The sequence below is a fragment of the Methanosarcina sp. UBA289 genome, assembly GCA_002496565.1.
Taxonomy (GTDB): domain Archaea; phylum Halobacteriota; class Methanosarcinia; order Methanosarcinales; family Methanosarcinaceae; genus Methanosarcina.
Genome location: DAKJ01000005.1, coordinates 1 through 19922, shown reverse-complemented (window position 1 = coordinate 19922; position 19922 = coordinate 1). Strand labels below are relative to the sequence as shown.

Here is a 19922-nt window from a genome sequence, read left to right as displayed (position 1 = left end):
CTGAATTACAAAAAAGGTATGATGTGCCACTAAAATTGTTTTGGAAATAACATCAACTAACTAATAGTGCACGACCAATTTGACACTTACAGTTAAGTTCAAGATAAATGGAGTCAAAAATTATATTTTTGCGAATTTTGATCGAATCAATATAGCTTGATGGTAGTAAAAAAGAGTGGAATTACATAGAAAATATAACAAATTTTTATAAATTTAAACAAATTGTCAAGTCAATTTGGGATAAAAAAGAAGGGAAATAGTCAGTACCAATTAGTGGATACTGTCAAAGTCAGGTTTCATAAGTTTCCGATAGAGCCGATCTTTGCTAGATTCTAAATGTCATTGTTTTATACTGCAAAAGTACCATGTATATTTTTCTAACCTCTAAATATATATTATAGTACCACTGTCCTTAAAGTAGGTAAAAAATGACTGTTTTGAGTATAGTGGGTTGTAAAATGTTTCAGGATAAAATGGTTTGGTTTATTACAAATAATTCCCAAATAAAGAAAGTTCTAATCTTAGAAAATAAGAATATCTTTGAACTTACAGAAAAATTAGATGAACAGCGCATCTGTTATAACATCGTTCCTTTTAAAAAACTATTACAGATCCTTCAGAATTCAGGTATGTCCGTCAAAGCAGGAAAAATAATTAATTCTCTGTTCCCACGTTTTTGCCCTTTTAAGTTCAATAAATTATCGGGGGAAAAAACGTGATCCAGATTGCTCTCTACGGGAAGGGAGGCATAGGCAAGTCTACAGTCTCTGCAAATCTCTCGGCTGCCCTTGCTGATTTGAAAAAAAGGATCTTGCAGATCGGCTGCGACCCGAAACACGATTCCACCCGCCTGCTACTTAGCGGGGCTGTTATCCCAACAGTGCTTGATTATATGCGCGAAACTCCCCAGGAAGCTCAGCAACTTGAAGCCCTGGTATTTGAAGGCTACGGAGGTACTGCCTGCGTGGAAGCAGGAGGCCCAAAACCCGGGATTGGCTGTGCTGGCCGCGGGATCCTGAGCAGTTTTGAGGTCTTAAAACGCCTGGGACTCAGGGCTTCTTCCTTTGACGTCGTTCTCTATGGCGTGCTTGGGGACGTGGTCTGCGGCGGGTTTGCAGTTCCCCTCAGGAAAGAATATGCAGATGCGATTTTTCTGGTGACTTCCGGGGAATATATGGCCCTGTACGCAGCAAACAACATCCTCCGGGGGATCATGAATTTTGAGGATGCAGCCCCTAGGGTTGCAGGCATCATCTTCAATAGGCGAGGACTTTTTGCTGAGGAGGAAAGAGTCTTTGCCTTTGCCCGGGCGGTAGGGTTGCCAGTTCTTGCCTCCATCCCCAGGGATGAAGTCTTTTCCCAGGCTGAAAAAGCCGGAAAAACCCTGGCAGAAGCTTTTCCTTCCTCTACTCCTGCAAGTATATTCAGAGAGCTGGCAAAGTATGTTGAAACCCTGGAAAAAGACAGGAGCCTGCTCCACCCTGCCAACCCACTTGATGACCTTGAGCTTGAAGCTCTGGTGCTGGGAAGACGGGAAAGGCCCTGCATAAAGCCATTAGGTACAGATCCTGCTCCCGATAAAAAAACCGGTACTGAGCTTTATTCCTCCAGACAGGAAAACAGTCATTCCACAGAAATCTCCTCCGGAATTCACGAAACAAAGCCTGCAGAAACTCCTGAAGAAATGTCCACACCGTTCCCGACAGCATATCCCTTCAGACCGCCTCTTTACGGCTGTGCGTTTTCAGGAGCTGCGACTGCGACTTTTCAGGTTAGAGATGCCGCTACAGTCCTTCACGGGCCAAGGAGCTGTACTCATATCACGGCCGATGCCCTTGCCTGCTCGTTTTTAAGAGGAGGTGGAATAAATGCAGGTGGGGTTGAGAAGGTTCCAGGTATCCTGCCTACAGATATGAAGGAAGAGGAAATCATCTTCGGAGGGCTTCAAAAGCTTGAGAGTAAAATCGAAGAAGCCCTGTCAGCCGGCTGGCAAACGGTCTTTGTGGTAAACACCTGCCCCGGAGGAATCATAGGAGACGATATAAGGGAGGCAGCCTCAAGAGCTGAAGCCCATTTTCCTGGAGCGATGGTCATCCCCCTCCCTGTGGAAGGAGTCCTTACGGGAGACTTTTCTACAGGGCTACTTGAAGGATACAAAAGAGTTGCTGACCTGATTGACCCTTCCGTAAAGCTCGAAAAAGGCCTGGTCAATATTATAGGAGAAAGGGGGTTTTCCCTGCGGGAAGAGGAACACTTCCGTACTATAGAAGGGCTGCTCAAAAAGCTGGGGTACAGAGTCAACTGCAGGTTTTTAAAGGGGACAGACACCTTTTCCCTTCGCTCTTTTAAAAAAGCGGAGATAAACCTGCTGGCTTTCGGTGACCCCGAAACACGAACTCTGCAAGCATATCTTTCCGGGCGTTTCAAGCTTGAGTTTTTTGAGCTTCCTTTTCCTGTGGGTTTCCGGGAAAGTTCCATCTGGGTAAAAACACTCGCAGAACGCCTGCTTCCCGGAAAGGATGTCTCCCCACTGCTACAGGAACAGGAAGAACTTTACAGGGCAGAGATTGCAAAATATACCCACTATTTATTGGGAAAGCGCGTACTCGTGGTGAGTTACACCGAGGAGATTGACTGGATTCTGGATACGATCCGGGATCTGGGAATGGAAATTATCAAAGTTGGGATTTCAGTTTCATTTTTCGGAAGGGTAAGCCCTGGGCTCCGGTCTCATGAAGACTTCTCGATGGAGAAAGACTATACGGATGAAAAAAGGGCAAAGGATGTCAGGACCCTGATGCCGAACCTGGTCCTTTCGAATTATGCCCCTTCGGTCCATGAAGAAGGAGTGCATTACGATACCATTCCTTTCTCCCCTCAGGTAGGGTTTCTGAGCGGGCTTGAACTTGCAAAACGCTGGAGTACGCTTTTAAGGCTACCGGTTGTGGAAGGGTGGAAATACGATGGAGGTGAATAATGTTGATTTTTTCCCCTGACGCCTTTACGGGTTCTATCCTAGCGGTAGAAGGAATCAAGGACGCGGCTGTTATCCTTAATGGCCCTATAGGATGTAAGTTATACCACAGTTTTCTCTCGGATAGGCAGTTTCCCAGGGAAGGTTCCCATGACCCCCTGGCGTTTCAGGACGAGTTCTATTTCGGTCAGCCTAGAGTCCCCTGCACTGGCCTGGACGGGGAAGACTACATTCGGGGTTCCCTTGAAAAATTTGAAAGGGCGCTTACGACAATAGCAGCAAAAGAAAAAGGCTTGCTTATGGTGCTAAATTCCCCTGGAGCAAGCCTTGTGGGAGACGACTTGGAGAGTGTAATCAAAAAAGCAGGAATGCAGAACCGCTGCTTTGTGGTGGAAAACCCGGGTTTTTCCCTTCCAGCAGCCAGGGGATTTGAAAATGTCGCTCTTGCTCTCCTCGAGAACATGAAACTCCGGTCCATCCATCGCCCAAGAAACCCTAAAAAAGTGAATCTGATAGGACTTTCCCTGCTCCACAAGCATTGGGAAGGGTCGGTTGCAGAAATGAAGCGGCTCCTTGCTTTCCTAGGCCTGGAAGTGGGGGCAGTTTTCCTTGCCGGAACTTCCCTTGAAGAAATTCGGGAGTCAGGCGATGCAGCCTGTAATATCGTTCTTTTCCCCGAATACGGCAGAAGGATTGCAGAATGGTACAGAGAGAGCTTTGGGACCTCTGCTGTTTTTTCTCCTCTTGGAGCTCCCATAGGGTTTGATGCGAGTGAAAGCCTGCTGAGAGAAGTTGCAACTGTCCTGAATATCGACCCTGCACCTGCCCTTGCAGAAATCCAGAAAGCCAGAAAAGCCAGTTACCGGCAGATTTCGCGTTTCTACTCTTACTCGGGTCTCCCCAAAGGAGCCAGCTTTTCAATCCGTGCCGAAAGCTCCCTTGCCTACCCTCTTACACAATGGCTTTACTCCTACCTGGGAATGGCTCCCTTTGCAGTAAAACTGCTTCCCGGAAGCGATCCTGAAATAACAGGATCTCTCAAGGCGTTTCTGGAGGAAAAAGGATTTTGCGAAGCCTGGGATAGAGATCCTTCCCTTGAATCAGTTGATATTGCTTTTGCTGACAGCCCCACCCTTCAGCTTTTAAAAGCAAAGGGATGTTGCAAAGCTTGTATCGAAATAACCCTTCCGGAAGAAGGCTACATCCATATAATCCCGAAGACATATTTGGGAGTTTCAGGTGCACTTCTTCTTATAGAAGAAATCATTAACGGACTGCGCTCCAAATGAAAATCTATATTTGAAGGGCAGGAAAGAGAAGAAAACTATTGAAGTGCTGAGAAAATAACAGAGAAATAGCATTTAGAGCAACAGGATTTTTTGAATAGGCTCTAAGGGTTTCTGGAAAAATCATACGAAAAAACAGATAGAAAAAGAGACAAAAAGTAGGCCAGAAGGCCTACTCTGTTTTAGAATATTCAGTTATTGAGTTTATTTTGCTGGAATGACGAGGGATCTCTCACCAGCAGGCACGAACTCTCTCATGGCGCCGCGACCGAACTCTCTCCTGGGCTCAGCGAAGTTGAAGGGCAGGAGGTCGTCAGCGAAGCAGACCTTAATGAGTGGGTTGACGGTGAATGCGTCTCCACGGCCTGAGTGAGCAGCCTGAGCGATACCTGCGTATCCACCCTGGTGACCGACGTTCATTGCGTAGTTGGGGTAGTTTGGACCACGGAGTTCGTCTGGAAGACCTTCGTCGCCCTGGTAGGACAGAACGTTTGCGGCACCACACTGGTCCTGCAGGTCGTATCCGAAGAATCCGAGACGGCCCCATGCTTCCTTGTGCAGATACATGGAGAGGTACCAGCCAGAAAGACCAGCGTTTGCGTTTGCTGTTGCAAGTGCAGTTGCGACACCGGCTGCGGCTGCGAGCACGGTTGCTCTCTGGGAACCACCAAAGTGGTCTTCAAGGGCAGTCGGGAACTTCTCGTAGGTCTCGATACCGTATAGTGTAGACTCAGTTGCGATGTCCTTTACGACGTCGAGAGTTGCCTTTATCTTGTTGTCCTTGCCGACGTTTGCAGCACCGTTGTATTTGTCGTTGATGTAGTCAACGTCATAGTACACGTTGTTGTCGAGGATGTCATCAGTGTATGCAGCTGTTGCATACTGTGTGAATCCGACACCACCGGACATGTAGGAGCCGAGCCAGATCTGGTCGTAGAGCATACAGCCTGCACCGACGACTTCAAGGGCGATCTTTGCTGGGTCTTCAGAGATACGGCTTGTCTGGATAATGTCTGAGAGGTGACCGAAGGAAAGTCCACCGGGCTCGTTTGGTCCACGTGCACGCCTTGCTGGGAGCATTTCACCCATGGAAACTGCAGCTGCGTGTTTTGCAGCGAATGACAGGTCAGCGACAGCTGCTTCACCAGCGCACATTGCGTATGCAGAGATGAAGGACATACCAATCTGCATAGCTGCCCACCTGGTGGTCTGAGCACCATCAGTTGTTCTGGAAACAATTGTTGGGATGTGGATTGCCTGCCAGGAAGTCTTGCCGATGGATGCCTTAATCTGGGCTGCCTGTTCTTCAGAGAACTCCTTGTTGATGTCAATAAGATATTGCTTGTCGATTTCGTCTGCAAGGGCGTCATCGCCTGTGAAAACTTTCACGTAACAGTCGTCAACAAGGGCAGGGTGAGTTTCAACCATCATTTCCTGAACCACTGCTGCACCGGGCATGGCATGGTTAAGGACTTCAAGGTAGTGGTTGATGGTTTCAGGAGTAACTTCCTTACCCAGCCTCTTCTCGAGGGTCTCGTGAGCCATGTCAAGACCGACAACGCAGGTTCTCCTGATATCATCCCACATCTGCTGCATTGCAGCGTTGTTGACGTAATGGAGGTCATCAGGTTCTGCAACAATGTCGGTGCCGGAAATGGTGTAAGGAGTGATTGCACGCTGACCGAGAGGAGCACCGGAGTGCATCATTGGGTTGTAGAATGCAATGCCTCTCTTCTCTGCGATTTCCTTACCGGCTTTAATCATTTCGACCTTTCTGGGGTCCTGCTCAGGGCCTAACCTCAGGAACTTTTCAGTCTTGCCGGTGATATCCCCGCCAACCTGCTTGTTTGAACCAAATTCCTGTGCGAATTTGACTTCCATTGAGTTTTTAAATTTTGAGAAAATGTCTGCTGCCATTGTGATCACCTCACCTTCGGCTGGAATCCGTATATTGTTCTCTTATCGAATATCCTGTGTACCCATTCAATGACTTCTGCATCGTCCCTGAAGGCTACATTGTCCACACGGTAAATGGTGGTTCTCTTTGCGGCTTCTTCACTGGACATGGGTTTGCCGAGGTCTACTTTCCTGTCGAGTGGAATTGCAACCTGATCTTTATCCATTATGATGGTGCCGTTCTCAAGTCTTCTCCTGTCGAGCATGTCGAACATTACACCGTCTTCCTGGAGACGGACAGAGTGACCGTGCACAGTTGCACCACGCATACCTGCGAGTGCATGGTCAGTAATTTCGGTTTCCATCTGAACCTTTGCGCACTGTTCCATATCTCTTTCACGGGCTTCAACAATCTGACGGCCGGAAAGAGTACCTGGGTCTACACCTCTGAAGTTGATTGCTGCGAAGTATGATCTGAAGTATGGGGTTGCAGGCGCGTTGTACATTGAGTCAGAAAACTGGACGTACCTGACTCTGTCACCGGCCTTTGCACCGGGGGTAGCATCAACATTCTCGCGGGTCGAGCAGGCAGGCTCTCCCATTTCTGCAAGTGGTGGGTGGGTGCTTGGGTAGTCGCTCCCTGGGGCACGGTGTCCGAGAACTGCAGTTAAATCTTCGTCTGAAATTTCTCTGAGTTTCTCAAGTTTTCCAGACATGTGTTTTCTTCTGTTAGCGGCAACTGATGTTGCGCCTGGATAAAATTGTCTTTCGTAAGCCATCTCATGCAACTCCTTTATGATCTTCTAACTGGTCTAATGTAGTCTTGACGTATTTAATGATCAGATTTAGCTTGTCCCTGGGACAGGAATCACCACGTGTAACTCCGCTCACCATATCCATCACAATTCCCTTTGTACGAATATTTTCATCCCTTGGCATCACTAATCTTGTCTTTACTCCTGCCTCTGCAAAATCCTCAAAATCTACTGGGATCTGGCTGACTACAATCGCCGGAATATTAGCCTGGCTCAGGATTTCCCTTGCCTTTCTAATCACATGGTCCTTGATATTTCCGAGGTGAATAACAGCCAGTTTGTGCATTTCAATCTGTGCGACTTCTACCGGACTCAGTACAAAAGATCCTGTTCTCATACCTGATTCAGGAATTCCGGAACCTGAGTAGAGTACCAACACACTTACCTGAATGTTTTCTTTCCTCATTCCATATGTGATCTCACATACCGGTTTTGTGATATGTCTCTGGCCGGGACTCATAGCAATAGCTACTACCTCAGCACGGCCGGCTTCTGAGAGAGTACCTCGCTGAGCAAGCCCTCCTCCTTTACCAAGTCCTGCGCCGCATCGGCAATCGACTACCTGTGTTTCCCGATCGATCATCATACTTTTTCACTCATCTTTGTTTTTTTTCTCTTCTTGCTTCTCTTGTTTCTCAATAAAGATGAGCTGGTCTGTCTTGGCTTTAGGATCTACCATACCAAGCAACCTGGGGTCTGCTTCAGGACCAAGTTTAGCATAGTCAGTTACAGTAGGCTTTTTCCTGAGGAAATGTCCTTCCCTGAATTCAAAGGGGAATGGGAGCAATTTTTCGCATACTTCCCTGATCTGTTCTTTAGCTTCGGCGTTTGAAAGTTCAACTCTGATCCTGCCCACACAGATCTTCAATTCAATAACCTGATCTCCAATCTGAATGGGCTTTCTCAGTGGATGTTCCACTTTTTCCCCGGTGCCGGGGCCAGCAGACACCTTATCAGGCAGTCTGTTGCCTTGCACCATAACGCGGATCACCCCATCCACTTTGTAAATCTCAGCTATAATCTTCTGAGCTGTCTCAGGGGATAGGATTCTACTGGGAAAGATTTCGATTTGAATAGAATCTTCTATATTTGAAGCAGAGTCTGACATCGTTAGACCTTTTGAACTATATGCTTAGAGCGCTCCTGCAACTGCCTTAATCGGCTCGCGGAATTCTGGTATTGAACCAAACACGTCACCAATCAGGCCGGATGTTGATTCGATTGTGAACATCTGAGTGCCTGCATCCAGTGCTACTGCTGCGCATACACAGGGGATTGCGAATCCTCTGGAGTGCCTAGTAACGACGTGGTTACCGTTGAAGACACCAGGCCCACCGCCACCATAAATGGAGTGGCTGAAGAATGAGAACCCTACTGCGGTACCCTCTACTTTACCGTAGTCGCATCCTGGAAGACCGGTTTCCTTTTCAAGGATATCGTTGAAGTAGAGAAGTGTTGAGGAAACGTTCTGAGCTGCACGGCCTGCACCACAGTTCACGAGAGTAGCTGCAAGAGTACCGACTGCTGCACAGGCATTCCACATTGGAACGTCGTTTGCTTTGTAGAAGTTGTATCCAGAAGGAGCAGTCTTGTCAACAGAGATAATACCGTCTTCAAGTGCCCTGCGAACAACGGACTCGATAACGGTTCCAATGGTACCGTCTTTACCGTTTTCCTTTACAATGTCATATAAGAGGTTGTTACCGTTAAGACCCTGGTATGCAAGACCGAGGAGCTGATGTCTCTCGAACATGCCTACTGCTCCGCCCATCTCGAAGATACCAGCCTGCTCGTAGATTGAAGAGAGAGCTGATGCGTTCATTGCATTCCTGTTGGAAATTGCTGCAACGTGGTTGGCCATGATATTTCTGAGGGAGAAGCCAAGACCTTCGTTGTTCTGGGGGATACTGAGAATACCCTGAACCTGTCCTCCCATGAGATCCATTGTCTGTGGGTAGCTTCCCCAGACGGCAGCCTTTACGATAGGAGCATCATATGGGTCGGTTCCAAACATGTCCAGAATAGTCTGGGTGACAGCTGCTGCACCAACTGTGGTTGCGGACATGAAGTCGGCACCTGCAATCATCCTGGACTGTGGAGACTGGATCAGAAGGCTCTTTCCACCCTTGACTTTGATGATGTTGGTGTCGTCGCCTTCATCAACCTGGACGAATTTTTTAACATTTTCTGCAATTGCATCAGCATTGCCTACAAGGTCATAGTTAAGTCCACGGCCTAAGATCTGACGGCCCTTTCCGCCCATCTTGCCGCTGGCAAGTGCACCCTGGATACCTGCGAGGTTGACTGCAACGGACCTCTTGGTGTCCATGATGATCTTTTTAATTGCTGCGTTTCTTGTTGGAGCAAGGCTCATAATGTCGACATTGCTCTCGAGCAGTTTTCCTCTGTCGTCGTAGATGTCTACTGTGTCAGACACTTTAATTTCCTCCTTAATTTATTAAAATCATTTTGGGACTGGTCACCTACTCGAGTGCTTTTGCACTCAATAAATCAAGTACCGCTCTGTTTTTAAGTGTCCACTTTCCCAATGAAAGCTCATTCGTTTAGAAGGTACTTAAATCTTTTGTGTTCTCCGATGAATGAATTCATCCATTTTTTTAAAATATATTTTATTAATATAGAATCTATTTTTGTGAAAATATATAAGAAAACGATATCAACGGAAAAATTATGTTTTAATAATACTTAAAGACCGAAGAGAATATGTCAAGATACTTAATGAATTTTTTTTCTTAATTGATTGAGAATTTGCACTAAATTATTTCATATGTTATTTTGCTTCCAGAGAGTCATACCAAAAAGATTTAGTAATACCTAGTAATACGAAAGTTTAATATGGAAGTAGTTGTCGATGTAGGCGGAAATCCAGGGGTAGACTGTAGAGGCTTCTGTAAGTATTGTTATTTTAAAAAGGTCAAAGACGTTCAGCCCTTGGGCTGCAAGTATTGTCTTCCTTTCAAGAAAGGGTGTGACTATTGCACACGTAGTGTAAAAGAATCATATTCGGGTTTCAAACCCCTTCAGATGGTACTGGAAGAAACTGCAAGAAAACTCTATTTCGCAAGTGGAGAGATAAAAAAATTCAGTATCAGTGGAGGAGGGGATTTAAGCTGTTACCCCGAACTGAAGAATCTTGTTTCTTTCCTGTCTCAATTCAAGACTCCCATACACCTGGGATACACAAGCGGAAAAGGCTTCAACAAGCCTGAAGACGCTCTTTTCTACATAGACCACGGGGTCACAGAGGTAAGTTTTACAGTCTTTGCGACCGATCCGGCTCTAAGAGCTGAGTACATGAAAGACCCGGAGCCTGAAGCTTCTATACAAGTTCTTAGAGATTTCTGTGCTCATTGTGACGTATATGGGGCTATTGTACTCATTCCGGGAGTAAACGATGGAGAGATCCTTGATAAGACCCTCAGTGACCTTGAAGCTATGGGTGCAAAAGGAGCTATTCTAATGAGGTTTGCAAATTTTCCGGAAAATGGGCTTATCCTGAATAACGCCCCTATCATTCCGGGTATAATCCCACACGGTATCCACGAATTCACAGAATTGGTACGGAATTCTGCAGCAAAGCACCCTTCCATGAGGATTACAGGAACCCCTCTTGAAGATCCCTTAATTGGTTCTCCTTTTGCTATCCGAAATGTTCCCGAAGCCCTAGAAAAACTTCCGAGAATTACAAGAAGAGCCACTGTCATTACAGGCCAGATAGCAGCTCCAAGGCTGAGGGAAATCTTTGAAGCTCTTGGAGGCTCAGTGAATGTTGTTTCCCCAAAAAAAGACATCGGATGCCTCATAACTATTGAGGATCTCAAAAATATGGATCTCTCAGAAGTAAGCGAGACTGTTTTTATCCCAGGAAGGGCTTTTGCTCATGATATGGAAGTTAAAGAGGCCTTTAAAAGAGACGGTGTTGATAGGCTTGTTCGCAGGGGACCGGAGCTTCTTTCTGTAGACGGCGAAATGTCAATAGGAATGAAAAGAGAAGAAGTTCTGGAATTGGAAATTAAAAGCTTTAATGAGCTTATAGGGCAAATTAATTCCCTTGGGTTACCTGTGGCATGAATAAGGCTATAATTAAAATCCCAGTCCGAATCTGAGAAAAGAGAGTGAAAAGTATAAAAAAATAAATTCCGTCAAAGATACAGATAATCAAACAGATACTATATAAATAGCGCTGTAATTATATAATTACACAAAAAGTAGATAGGAAAAGTTTTCAAGTTTGGGAGAGTGGATTTTTTCCTATAAGGGTGCAATCGAAACCTGAAAAGAATCACTCCCAGAAGAAGAACAGTAATGTGGACAGTAAAATTAGAGAACTAATCAGTAAATACTACTGTACTTTTGGGCTCTTAAACTGCCCTGCCTCCTTTCAATTCAGCAGATTAATTTTTTTAATTTTTTATAATTATTTATAATTCTTTTATTTCATTCTCAGCGCGCAGACCCGGACATGAAATCCAAAAGCCCTAGTTGTTTAACCCTATGATTCTCGAAAAGAGAACATATGTCTTTATCCAGAAGTTCAATTCTCTGTCGGGTGTAACTGGAAACTCCATATCGCTCCCCAATTTCTTTTGAGATCTCCAGATATTTACGAACAGCTCCTTCGTGTACGGTCAGCACTACATTACCTCCGCATTTAGGGCAGGCCCCGGTTAGCGGAGGGCGCCTGAACTTCTCTCCGCATTTTATACAGCGCATCCGCTGCCTAGAAAAAGAACGGAGATTTCCGAGAAGATCGGGAAGAAAATGAGATTTGAGTACTCTTTCAGCCACATCGGGAGCATCCACTGCCCTTATTTTATTAGCAAGAGAAAGTTGAGCCTCCATTTTTTCAATCATACTTCCAAGAGTCTTATACGAAGAATTAAGCGGGCCTGCAGCAATATCCGTAGTATCATGTGTAAACATTAAATGCTCGTATTGCTCTGGGGTTCCAAGTCGACCACTCACCAAGTCCATAATACCTTCAAGTTCTGTGGGATTTTTGATTTCCTGAGTAGCCTTGTAGAACTCTAGAGGATATCTTGCAATCACATCTATATTATGCGCCTCTTTGTCTACTTCTTTGGGATCGATTCTGGTAGTAAGTACAAGAGGAGCATCCATTTTCCCACCCCTTTTATCAGGAAGATAAGATCTTGAGAAGTTAAGTATCCCATCCATGAGAAGCATTACGCAATCTTCATCCCCATCACAGTTCCTACGTTTTGAAGCATGAAAGAAAGGATGAGCATAACCGACTGAAGCTTTCGTAAATCCTATTAAACGCCCTAGCACGCCTGCAGAGGTGTGCGGAGCAAGCCCGATAAGTAGTACGCCTACAAGATCCTGGATTGTTTCGGCATTGTAATAGGGTTCAACCCCATAGTATTTCACAAGTAGGTCATCCACGTATTGTGCGGTACGCAGCATATACTTGCCCCCGTCATAAGAGATAACAAGATCCTGGACCTTCAGGCAGACAACCTGATCATCTCTTTCAAGGGGATTTCCGTAAATATCCTCAAGATAACCGAGTTCCCGTAGCCTAGCTGCTGTTATCCCGATTTCGTCAGCCCTGATATGTGTAAGTGGAATATCCGACATATCATAACGGACAGTTCCGTCTTTAAAAATATAGACATCATGTTTTGCCCGCAAAATTCCCTTTTCCAAAGGTTCAGGGGTCATCTGCCCGTTCATAAGCCGTTTTACGCCTTTGATGAGGTCCATTTTTTCCCTTTCTCCTACATTCTCAAAGGCCTGCTTATAAATTGAACGAAAATCCAGTTTAACATTTGCAACGGAAGTTAGCTTTCTACCACATTTTGGACAGGTTTCAGCTCCCCTAACATCAATTTTACAACGCGGGCAGGAGAACTTGGGATTAGTATATTCTCCGCAGTCACAGCGCCAGAAATAAGTCTCTTTGCCACAAGCAGGACATTCCCTGATTCCCATTTCTACTTCAATTTCGCCAATTTTTCCATTCATGGAAGCCGAATAAGCTGAAGCAGATACGAGATTTCGAGTAATTCCTCCGGCGTTACCTATGGGAAAGAGAACCTGAGCTGCAGGAGACATCTTTCGCAGGTCGGATTTTTCCGGTCTTCCCATCCTTGCCCCTATTCTCGAAGGAGCTCTAGGGAAAACTTTAAACCCGCTTAAAAGAGCTGCAGCATCCACCATATTGTCGGTATCAGGCATCTGGGCTTTCTCTTTCAGGTCGCAGTCAAGCCCAAGGCAGAAAATAAAAGGAAGAGCTTCTTCGATCATGATTGTGTCAGCTTTTACCCTGTGAAGTACAAGGAGCTTTTCAAGTACGAGTTTGATACCTGTTTCCACGCAGGTTTTCAGGGGCAGCCTGAGAATGCCATTTTCAACTGAAAGGTCTCCATTTTCGGCCACAAACTTCCTTAAAACTTCAAATTCACTTCGGTTTATATCGTGCCAGAGGTACGTAAACTTCGGATGGAGAGGGACATCATATTCCTCTGCAAGCCTGAGAACCAGAGCTGCTGAGGGGTCTTTCAGTTCGGCTTCAGGTATTGTTTCATGGCAGGCTGCTTCATAGTCGTAATGCCACCATTCGAAAACGTAAGGTGAAGGCATGAGAGGATGATTGTTTTCCAGGAAGTCCCCGTAATTAATCAGGATCTCCCCGATATCTACTATTACCTCAACCTGTGAGCGAAGCTCATAAGCTTCTTTTATATCGTCTACCCGGACAAGGTCTCCGGAACGAAGGCGCACAGTTGGCCCTTCTATCGAGTCTACGGCAGACATGGCTGCAGCTTTTCCAGGCCTTTCAACCTTGAGCTGAGTTCCGTTAGTAACAAAATCGTCAAGCAGAACCATACTAGATGGATTAATTCCTGCAGCTGCAAAAGAAGTGTTTCTGGAACGTCCGTAGCGGAGCCTGAACCCTCCTGGCCTTGAAGGATGGGAAAAAACCGGCCTGCCTGCAATAAGGTCTCTTATGTACTTATCCTTCGGCTTGATCTTGTTTTTCTGCTCATCTTCTTCATTGCCTCCGGTTTTTGCACCCCCTATGAGGACATCCAGCCAGTCCCATCCGTCCATGTTCAACTTGTTAACGTGTTTCTTGACTTTGGGGGCCTTAAGGGCGAGCCCTTCGGCAAGCACAAGGCACATTCCCCCTCTGATGCGGTTTGTCCCTATTCTCTCAAGATCTCTGTGCCCTTCAACCTCAGCTTCTTCGGTTGGGTCTCCGTCAATACAGACAGGGCAATTCTCGACTATCAGGCGGATCTCGTCTTCCGAAGGCATGTATTGCAGGCTTGCGACTCTCTTGTAAAGAACGATCTCTTCTACATAACGCTCTACTTCCTCAGGCCTTGGCTTGTAGCGGTCAATTCCTATCCCACGCCTTACGTAATCACCAACGAGCACGGAAAGGGCCTGGGCTGTCCCGCCTGCACTCCGGATAGGCCCGGAATAAAAAATCCGGATATACTCGGAACCATCGTCATTCTTTCCCAGTTCTACCTTATTAATCCCTTCAATCGGGGCTGCAACCACTCCTTCTGTGATGACAGCCATGGAAACCCGGATCGCAGCTTCAACTGCATCCTTTTTTGTTGCAAAGTTCCCCACTTCTCCTTCTGCTACCTGACGCCCGATTTCGAGAGCAGATTCTTCCCTTGACATTTTTTCTTCAAGTTCTCGGATCTTTACAGCGACTCCTTCTACCCCTATAAGGTTCTCAACCCTATCCGCAAGATCTTTGGCAAGGGGAATTTCCACAATGGGCTTTGGGTCTCCTCCACGAGCTCGAGCTGTATTCGCGATCTTGATCGCTTCTTTGAGCCTTACTTCAAGTTCGTCGAAGTATTCATGCATTTCCTTACTTGCAATTGTTTCGCCCATTTAAAAGCCCCTTTAAAAAGAAAAATTGGTATTATCTCGGCCTGCGAAGAGATCCGGATGCAAGAATGCTTGAAATTGAGGTTACAAAAAGGACAAAAATGCCTACCCAGATAATATAATTTCCTACCTTCTCCATGCCCAGAACTGTTAAAAGCAGGCCTGCAGCCAGCACTACCAGGTTAATCTTATTTATTTTTTTGTTCTGATCTACGACTTTTTTGTAAGCCCGCAATTTCACCAGATTTTCCTTTTTTTCTGCTTTCAAAACCATCCCTCTCAAACATTTAATTAAATCTGCAATTCTGCATTAATTCTGCATTTCTGCATCACAATTGAGCTTAAACAATAATCTTTATGGAGGACGCTTCCCTCAGTCGGTTGATGAGAGCTTCCCCAAGCCCAGAACGGCTGAAAGACCCATCGGCTACGATTACATCAAGCCCTTTCTTATCAAGCTTTCTGAGCCCTTCAAAGAGTTTCTTGGCAGCCACTTCCGGCTCTTTTCTCGATCCCAGTAAAAAGCACTCAGCTGAACCCAGATTTTCCGAAGCAAGGAAAACTGCGATTTCTTCACTGGTTTCCTCACTGAGAAGGAGCCCTACTTTCTGACTTTCGTTTCTGTAACTATCAAGTAATTTGATAAGCTTTTCTGAAACAGATTTTCCTTCTCCTTCCACAAGCACGACCTCTGTATCAGGAGTGTAATGCCCGTATTTCCGACCTGCCTTCTTTTCCGGCAGATTAGATTCGTCACCAGCTTCGCCGCTTTTGTATCCAGACCTCACTTTTCCTATAACGCTTTCAAGCTCATCAACACTTATGGCTCCAGGCCTGAGCACAACAGGCGGCTCGACAGTCATATCAATTACAGTTGATTCAAGCCCTATGGAAGCTTCTCCTCCATCAAGAATCACATCAATCCTGCCTGTAAGATCCGATATGACATGGGCTGCAAGGCTGGGACTTGGCTTTCCTGACAGATTGGCACTAGGAGCCGCAAGAGGAGTACCTGCTCTCTGTATGAGTTCCAGAGGAATTCTATGATCAGGCATGCGTACTCCTATTGATTTTAGTTTTCCGGAGGTAATATCGGGAACAATCTCGTTTTTTTCCAGGATAATCGTAAGAGGACCAGGCCAGAAATCATCCATTAGCCTGAAAGCACTTTTCGGAATGTTTCTTGCCACCCTTTCAACATCTTCCCTTGAGTGAACAAGCAAGCTAAGGGGATTTGCAGGAGGGCGCTTTTTTGCCTCAAAAATCTTCAGGACTGCTTCTGGATTAAGGCCGTCAGCTCCAAGCCCGTAAACCGTTTCCGTGGGAAAGGCTACAGTCCCGCCATTTTTGATGATCACTGCCGCCCTGTCAAGGACGGCATCAAAATTTTCTTCGGAAACCCGAAAAACCAGGGTCTTTACTTTATTTCCGTTTTCTGCTTGCACAGGGGATAAACTCCTTTTCAATTGTTATTCCTGTGATAACTATTCCTGCTATTCGTTTGCCGGATTACTTCTTCAGCCACTTATCAAGAGCAACCTCGAGTTCCTTGTGATTTTTCGCATATTCCTGCAGGGTAACACCCTCAAGGGCTGCTTCAAGTGCCTGCCTGCAGGCAGTGGCTCCGGCTGCCGTACCCATAGGATGTGCATGAATTCCACCGCCGAACTGCATAATAACATCCCTTCCGAAGATAGTGTACAGGTCAGGAATCATAGTAGGGGCAAGCCCTCCTGATGCAACCGGGAACATGGGCTTCAACCCTCCCCAATCCTGGGCAAGGACGTGCTGGCTTTCATCTGCAGGCACACTGTCGAGCACACACTCATCCCTGAGAGATAGAACTTCGTGTTTTTCTCCGTGCATCTTCCCGACAACTGTACCTATGTGAAGCTGGTCAAGCCCTATCAGTCTACAGAGCTTGGCAACGACAAGCATGCTTATCCCGTGGCGTGGGTTACGGGTATAGGCCGAATGCATGCATCGGTGGGCATGGAGAGCAATTCCCACATCTCCGGCTTCTTCCCTAAGGGTCTGAAGTGCAGTCCAGCCTGCAGGTACGATATCTATCATTGCATAGCTGGCACCAAGGTCTTTGAGGAAGTTCATACGGCGGATCATTTCCTTACAGGTGGGGGCAGTAACGTTGCAGAGATACATTTTACGCTCTCCGGTTTCAGATTCTGCCTTTTCTGCAAGCTTCAGGGTGAGTTCGGCTCTTTTTTCAAAGCGGTTAAATTTCTGATCCGTGAGATTCTCATCATCTTTAACAAGGTCGCAGCCGCCTACAAAGGAATTATAAGCCACTTCAGCATGCTTTTCAGAAGTCAATCCAACTTTCGGCTTGACAATAGTTCCTATTAGAGGCCTGTCCTGCACACCTGTAAGTTCCCTGATTCCCGGCAACCCGAATTCAGGACCTCTAAACTCACGGATCATCGACTTAGGAAAAGCAATATCCTGCAGCCTTAGATTGTCAACAACTTTCATGCTCAGGATATTTCCTGCGATCGCACTGAGCACCTGCGGGACCGAACCAAGTTCAAAGAGATCTTCCGAATAAGCTACCTTTACAGTCTGTGTGTCCTCGTCTACATAAAAAACATGAGGTTTTAGCTTGGCTGCAAGTTCGGGACTGAGTGTGGCAATTTCAGTCCAGGAATCTATAGAGCTTTCCCCTGCCATATGGGTTGCAGCCTCCTCAAAATTAACTCCTGCTGTCGGTTCGATATGGAATTCACATATCAGATCGGTATCCTTTGGGCCATAACCCGTATCTATATAGTCCCTTCGCATTGTCTTCCTCCTAACTGAATAGGTTAATCTCCAAATAAAATACATTGAAATATGCTAAACAGAATTATATTCCTGATTGAAGGAAGTAGCTGAACGTAAATAAAAACTTATTTACTTGAAGGAGCGAATCTGGATTGAAAAACAGAAAAATGCACGAAGAAAATAAAAATAAAGCATTTCCTTAAATATAAAAAAGGTTGTGGATAACAAATCTCAAAAATATAATAAAAAGTAAATTTAAGATTTTGAGTTATCCACTTAAAATAGTGAAGAGCAAAAGATATTTTCCTTCAAATTTAAGGTAAATTTTTACTCTTCACTTTGGGGATGTAGTGGTATTTTGAGTTTATTTTTCGAATTTAGCTAATACATAAACTTTCCATGTCTCTTAGGCTTTTTCTCATTCACTCGAAACTATTACTTGGTTTAACTGTTGTACTAAATTAAAGGGGCACATTTTAAGTGTCAGATATTGAATACAAACAGTATAACGAAATATACGGTCATCGAGACAAGTCCAAGAGGTAATCCAAGCCTTGCCCACTCTTTACTGGTTATACCCAATTTGCTTGCAGAGATAATATTCGGGATATTTCCTGGGATCAGCATTCCACCTGATATTAGAAGTCCCATTAGTATGCTTTTTATCTGGAATTCGCTGAGGATAGGCCCGATCTCAGCAGCTGCTAAAGTAGCGTTATCAAGAACGGCTGAGACCATGTTAATCCAGTAAAGAGCCATAGACGGGACCTGAATAAAATACTCGAAGATAATAGGCTTGAATCCTTCCCCAAGCAATACGAGTGCTGCAATAAACACATAGACCTTGACAGCCCTCATTATGACGTCTTTTACAGTCTCGTTATAGTCTGCAGCTTCCATTTCATGCTCACTTGCATCGGCTTTTCCAAGGAAGAATATTCCAATAATACCATAAGCAAGGATGCCTGGAAGAATATATTTACCAAGCATATTAAATAAGAACATGAAATCAGCATGGTAAGGCGCACCTGAAAGTTTTGAGATAGCGATTGTCGAAAGAGGTTCGCCAAGAGGGGTAAGAGCAGCGCCAAGCCCGATTGAGAAACATGCAATGATTGTCAGGTCTACCTTGGCTTTTCTTGAGAGAGGCATCGCATTAACCACCTCAACAAGAATAATTGCCGCAAGAATAGCCGACATCACGCTTGAAGATAAGCCAAGGACAACAATGAGAACAAAAGCCAGAACCCTGACTGAAAGCATATCAGTCAATTTTCTGATTGCTTTATGAATCGGAGCATGCCATTTATAGATAATCAAGCCGACAACTAACACAATCTGAAATATACCTATTGGTATGCCGGCTATATCTCCAACATGTAGTGGTGCAGTTAGTGATTCTTTGATTATCTCCAAACTCCAACCCGTATCTACGCCTGGAATCTTCGCAAAACCTGAAAGAGTCATTGCAAGCACTCCGCATATGAAAAGGAATACTTCCAGATTCTCTTCAATAACATGTATTTTAAAAGGTCCTAGCAACACGGCCAGGAATATCACAAGAAATCCTATTAAAACTCCTAGATCAAGAGCCATCATTTTTCCTCCTCTGGTAATTTCTGGATTATAGATTGCCTGGGGAGACTTATATACTGATGAATACTACAAAGTCTCAAGTATCTGGTCATTAAGATGACCTACTTTGTCATATATTAGCCTACAATATAGGATCTAATAATATATTAATTCCGTTTATATTCAATTTAATGTCCTGGTTGTCCAAAAAGAGCTTAAATTTAATTTACACTGGGGGGTTAAAAGAAAATCTGTTACTAGAGCTTGCAGAAACTACTTTTATTATTTAGATCGACATTGCAAACTTTACATATATACAATACAAGCAAGCTTTCCAGAACCATTTCAATTAATATCCTAACAGCACTTTTCACGCAGAACGTATGGCGCTTGATCTGGAGCAGGCTGGTTCTGTCTATGCATTTGTCAGATTCAAGTAAACTAGTTTTCTCAGTCTGTATAAAGGATTGGAAGATAATAACCAGATTCTGGAGAATCACTCAATTGTCAATTCAACCAAAAGGGTTTCAGCCTTTTCCTTGTTCGAGACTATGCGAGACTTAAAAGCAGAGCATTAGAAATCAGAGTAACGATTATAGAAAAGGCGTAATAAACTTAGGGATGGATGTAGGGGATTTACAACTTTATAATTAAAGCTTAAATGTTGAGCACCTTATTATAACCTTAGTTTGACAG

The 19922-nt window shown here is 45.0% G+C and carries 13 protein-coding genes; 3 read left to right on the top strand and 10 right to left on the bottom strand.

The genetic code is table 11. The features are described 5' to 3' along the window. Window positions 1-715 precede the first annotated feature (715 nt). Together BP549_RS01535 and BP549_RS01530 are read left to right on the top strand one after the other, a co-directional pair. Window positions 716-2977, top strand: a complete 2262-nt coding sequence (locus BP549_RS01535) for a nitrogenase component 1 (protein WP_292377578.1) — start codon at window positions 716-718, stop codon at window positions 2975-2977. After that, window positions 2977-4263, top strand: a complete 1287-nt coding sequence (locus BP549_RS01530; RefSeq protein ID WP_292377576.1) for a nitrogenase component 1 — start codon at window positions 2977-2979, stop codon at window positions 4261-4263. Before BP549_RS01535 ends, BP549_RS01530 begins: the two co-directional genes overlap by 1 nt. 201 nt (window positions 4264-4464) lie before the next feature. Here the strand turns inward: BP549_RS01530 and mcrA are convergent, their stop codons facing one another. The 5 genes from mcrA to mcrB are packed head-to-tail and all read right to left on the bottom strand — an operon-like array spanning window position 4465 to window position 9408. Further along, the gene (gene mcrA / locus BP549_RS01525; protein WP_292376957.1) at window positions 4465-6177 is read right to left on the bottom strand and encodes a coenzyme-B sulfoethylthiotransferase subunit alpha; all 1713 of its coding nucleotides are present in this window, start codon (window positions 6175-6177) and stop codon (window positions 4465-4467) included. A 5-nt stretch (window positions 6178-6182) separates the two neighbouring features. Further along, window positions 6183-6935: a coenzyme-B sulfoethylthiotransferase subunit gamma gene (gene mcrG, locus BP549_RS01520; RefSeq protein WP_292377024.1), complete on the bottom strand. Its 753-nt coding sequence runs from the start codon at window positions 6933-6935 to the stop codon at window positions 6183-6185. Window position 6936: 1 nt separating this feature from the next. Next, window positions 6937-7557: a methyl-coenzyme M reductase I operon protein C gene (mcrC, locus tag BP549_RS01515; protein ID WP_292377574.1), complete on the bottom strand. Its 621-nt coding sequence runs from the start codon at window positions 7555-7557 to the stop codon at window positions 6937-6939. Window positions 7558-7563: 6 nt separating this feature from the next. Beyond that, complete coding sequence (gene mcrD / locus BP549_RS01510; protein WP_292377572.1) at window positions 7564-8079, bottom strand: methyl-coenzyme M reductase operon protein D; 516 nt, start codon at window positions 8077-8079, stop codon at window positions 7564-7566. A 24-nt stretch (window positions 8080-8103) separates the two neighbouring features. Then, on the bottom strand, window positions 8104-9408 hold the full coding sequence (mcrB, locus tag BP549_RS01505; RefSeq protein ID WP_292376960.1) for a coenzyme-B sulfoethylthiotransferase subunit beta: 1305 nt from the start codon (window positions 9406-9408) through the stop codon (window positions 8104-8106). A 419-nt stretch (window positions 9409-9827) separates the two neighbouring features. Here mcrB and mmp10 point away from each other — a divergent pair, with 419 nt between their 5' ends. Further along, window positions 9828-11063: a methyl coenzyme M reductase-arginine methyltransferase Mmp10 gene (gene mmp10 / locus BP549_RS01500; protein ID WP_292377571.1), complete on the top strand. Its 1236-nt coding sequence runs from the start codon at window positions 9828-9830 to the stop codon at window positions 11061-11063. 372 nt (window positions 11064-11435) lie between these two features. On the opposite strand, the gene BP549_RS01495 is transcribed toward mmp10, so the two are convergent. The 5 genes from BP549_RS01495 to BP549_RS01475 all read right to left on the bottom strand — a co-directional run bounded on the left by BP549_RS01495 (window position 11436) and on the right by BP549_RS01475 (window position 19247). Further along, the gene (locus tag BP549_RS01495) at window positions 11436-14876 is read right to left on the bottom strand and encodes a DNA polymerase II large subunit (RefSeq protein ID WP_292377569.1); all 3441 of its coding nucleotides are present in this window, start codon (window positions 14874-14876) and stop codon (window positions 11436-11438) included. A gap of 31 nt (window positions 14877-14907) precedes the next feature. Continuing rightward, window positions 14908-15147: a hypothetical protein gene (locus BP549_RS01490; protein ID WP_292376964.1), complete on the bottom strand. Its 240-nt coding sequence runs from the start codon at window positions 15145-15147 to the stop codon at window positions 14908-14910. Window positions 15148-15214: 67 nt separating this feature from the next. Continuing rightward, a complete protein-coding gene (locus BP549_RS01485) occupies window positions 15215-16318 on the bottom strand; it encodes an L-threonylcarbamoyladenylate synthase (protein WP_292376965.1) in 1104 nt (367 codons plus the stop codon). Between the two features lie 64 nt (window positions 16319-16382). Then, the gene (gene rbcL / locus BP549_RS01480) at window positions 16383-17669 is read right to left on the bottom strand and encodes a type III ribulose-bisphosphate carboxylase (RefSeq protein WP_292377567.1); all 1287 of its coding nucleotides are present in this window, start codon (window positions 17667-17669) and stop codon (window positions 16383-16385) included. A 465-nt stretch (window positions 17670-18134) separates the two neighbouring features. Then, entirely contained in the window at window positions 18135-19247 is a 1113-nt protein-coding gene (locus BP549_RS01475) for a DUF1646 family protein (protein ID WP_292377779.1), read from the bottom strand. Window positions 19248-19922 lie beyond the last annotated feature (675 nt).

Coding starts and splice junctions, on each gene's coding strand:
- BP549_RS01530 (WP_292377576.1), top strand. CDS start 2,977: ATGTTGATTTTTTCCCCTGACGCCTTTACGGGTTCTATCCTAGCGGTA.
- mcrA (WP_292376957.1), bottom strand. CDS start 6,177: ATGGCAGCAGACATTTTCTCAAAATTTAAAAACTCAATGGAAGTCAAA.
- mcrG (WP_292377024.1), bottom strand. CDS start 6,935: ATGGCTTACGAAAGACAATTTTATCCAGGCGCAACATCAGTTGCCGCT.
- mcrC (WP_292377574.1), bottom strand. CDS start 7,557: ATGATGATCGATCGGGAAACACAGGTAGTCGATTGCCGATGCGGCGCA.
- mcrD (WP_292377572.1), bottom strand. CDS start 8,079: ATGTCAGACTCTGCTTCAAATATAGAAGATTCTATTCAAATCGAAATC.
- mmp10 (WP_292377571.1), top strand. CDS start 9,828: ATGGAAGTAGTTGTCGATGTAGGCGGAAATCCAGGGGTAGACTGTAGA.
- BP549_RS01495 (WP_292377569.1), bottom strand. CDS start 14,876: ATGGGCGAAACAATTGCAAGTAAGGAAATGCATGAATACTTCGACGAA.
- BP549_RS01490 (WP_292376964.1), bottom strand. CDS start 15,147: ATGGTTTTGAAAGCAGAAAAAAAGGAAAATCTGGTGAAATTGCGGGCT.
- rbcL (WP_292377567.1), bottom strand. CDS start 17,669: ATGCGAAGGGACTATATAGATACGGGTTATGGCCCAAAGGATACCGAT.
- BP549_RS01475 (WP_292377779.1), bottom strand. CDS start 19,247: ATGGCTCTTGATCTAGGAGTTTTAATAGGATTTCTTGTGATATTCCTG.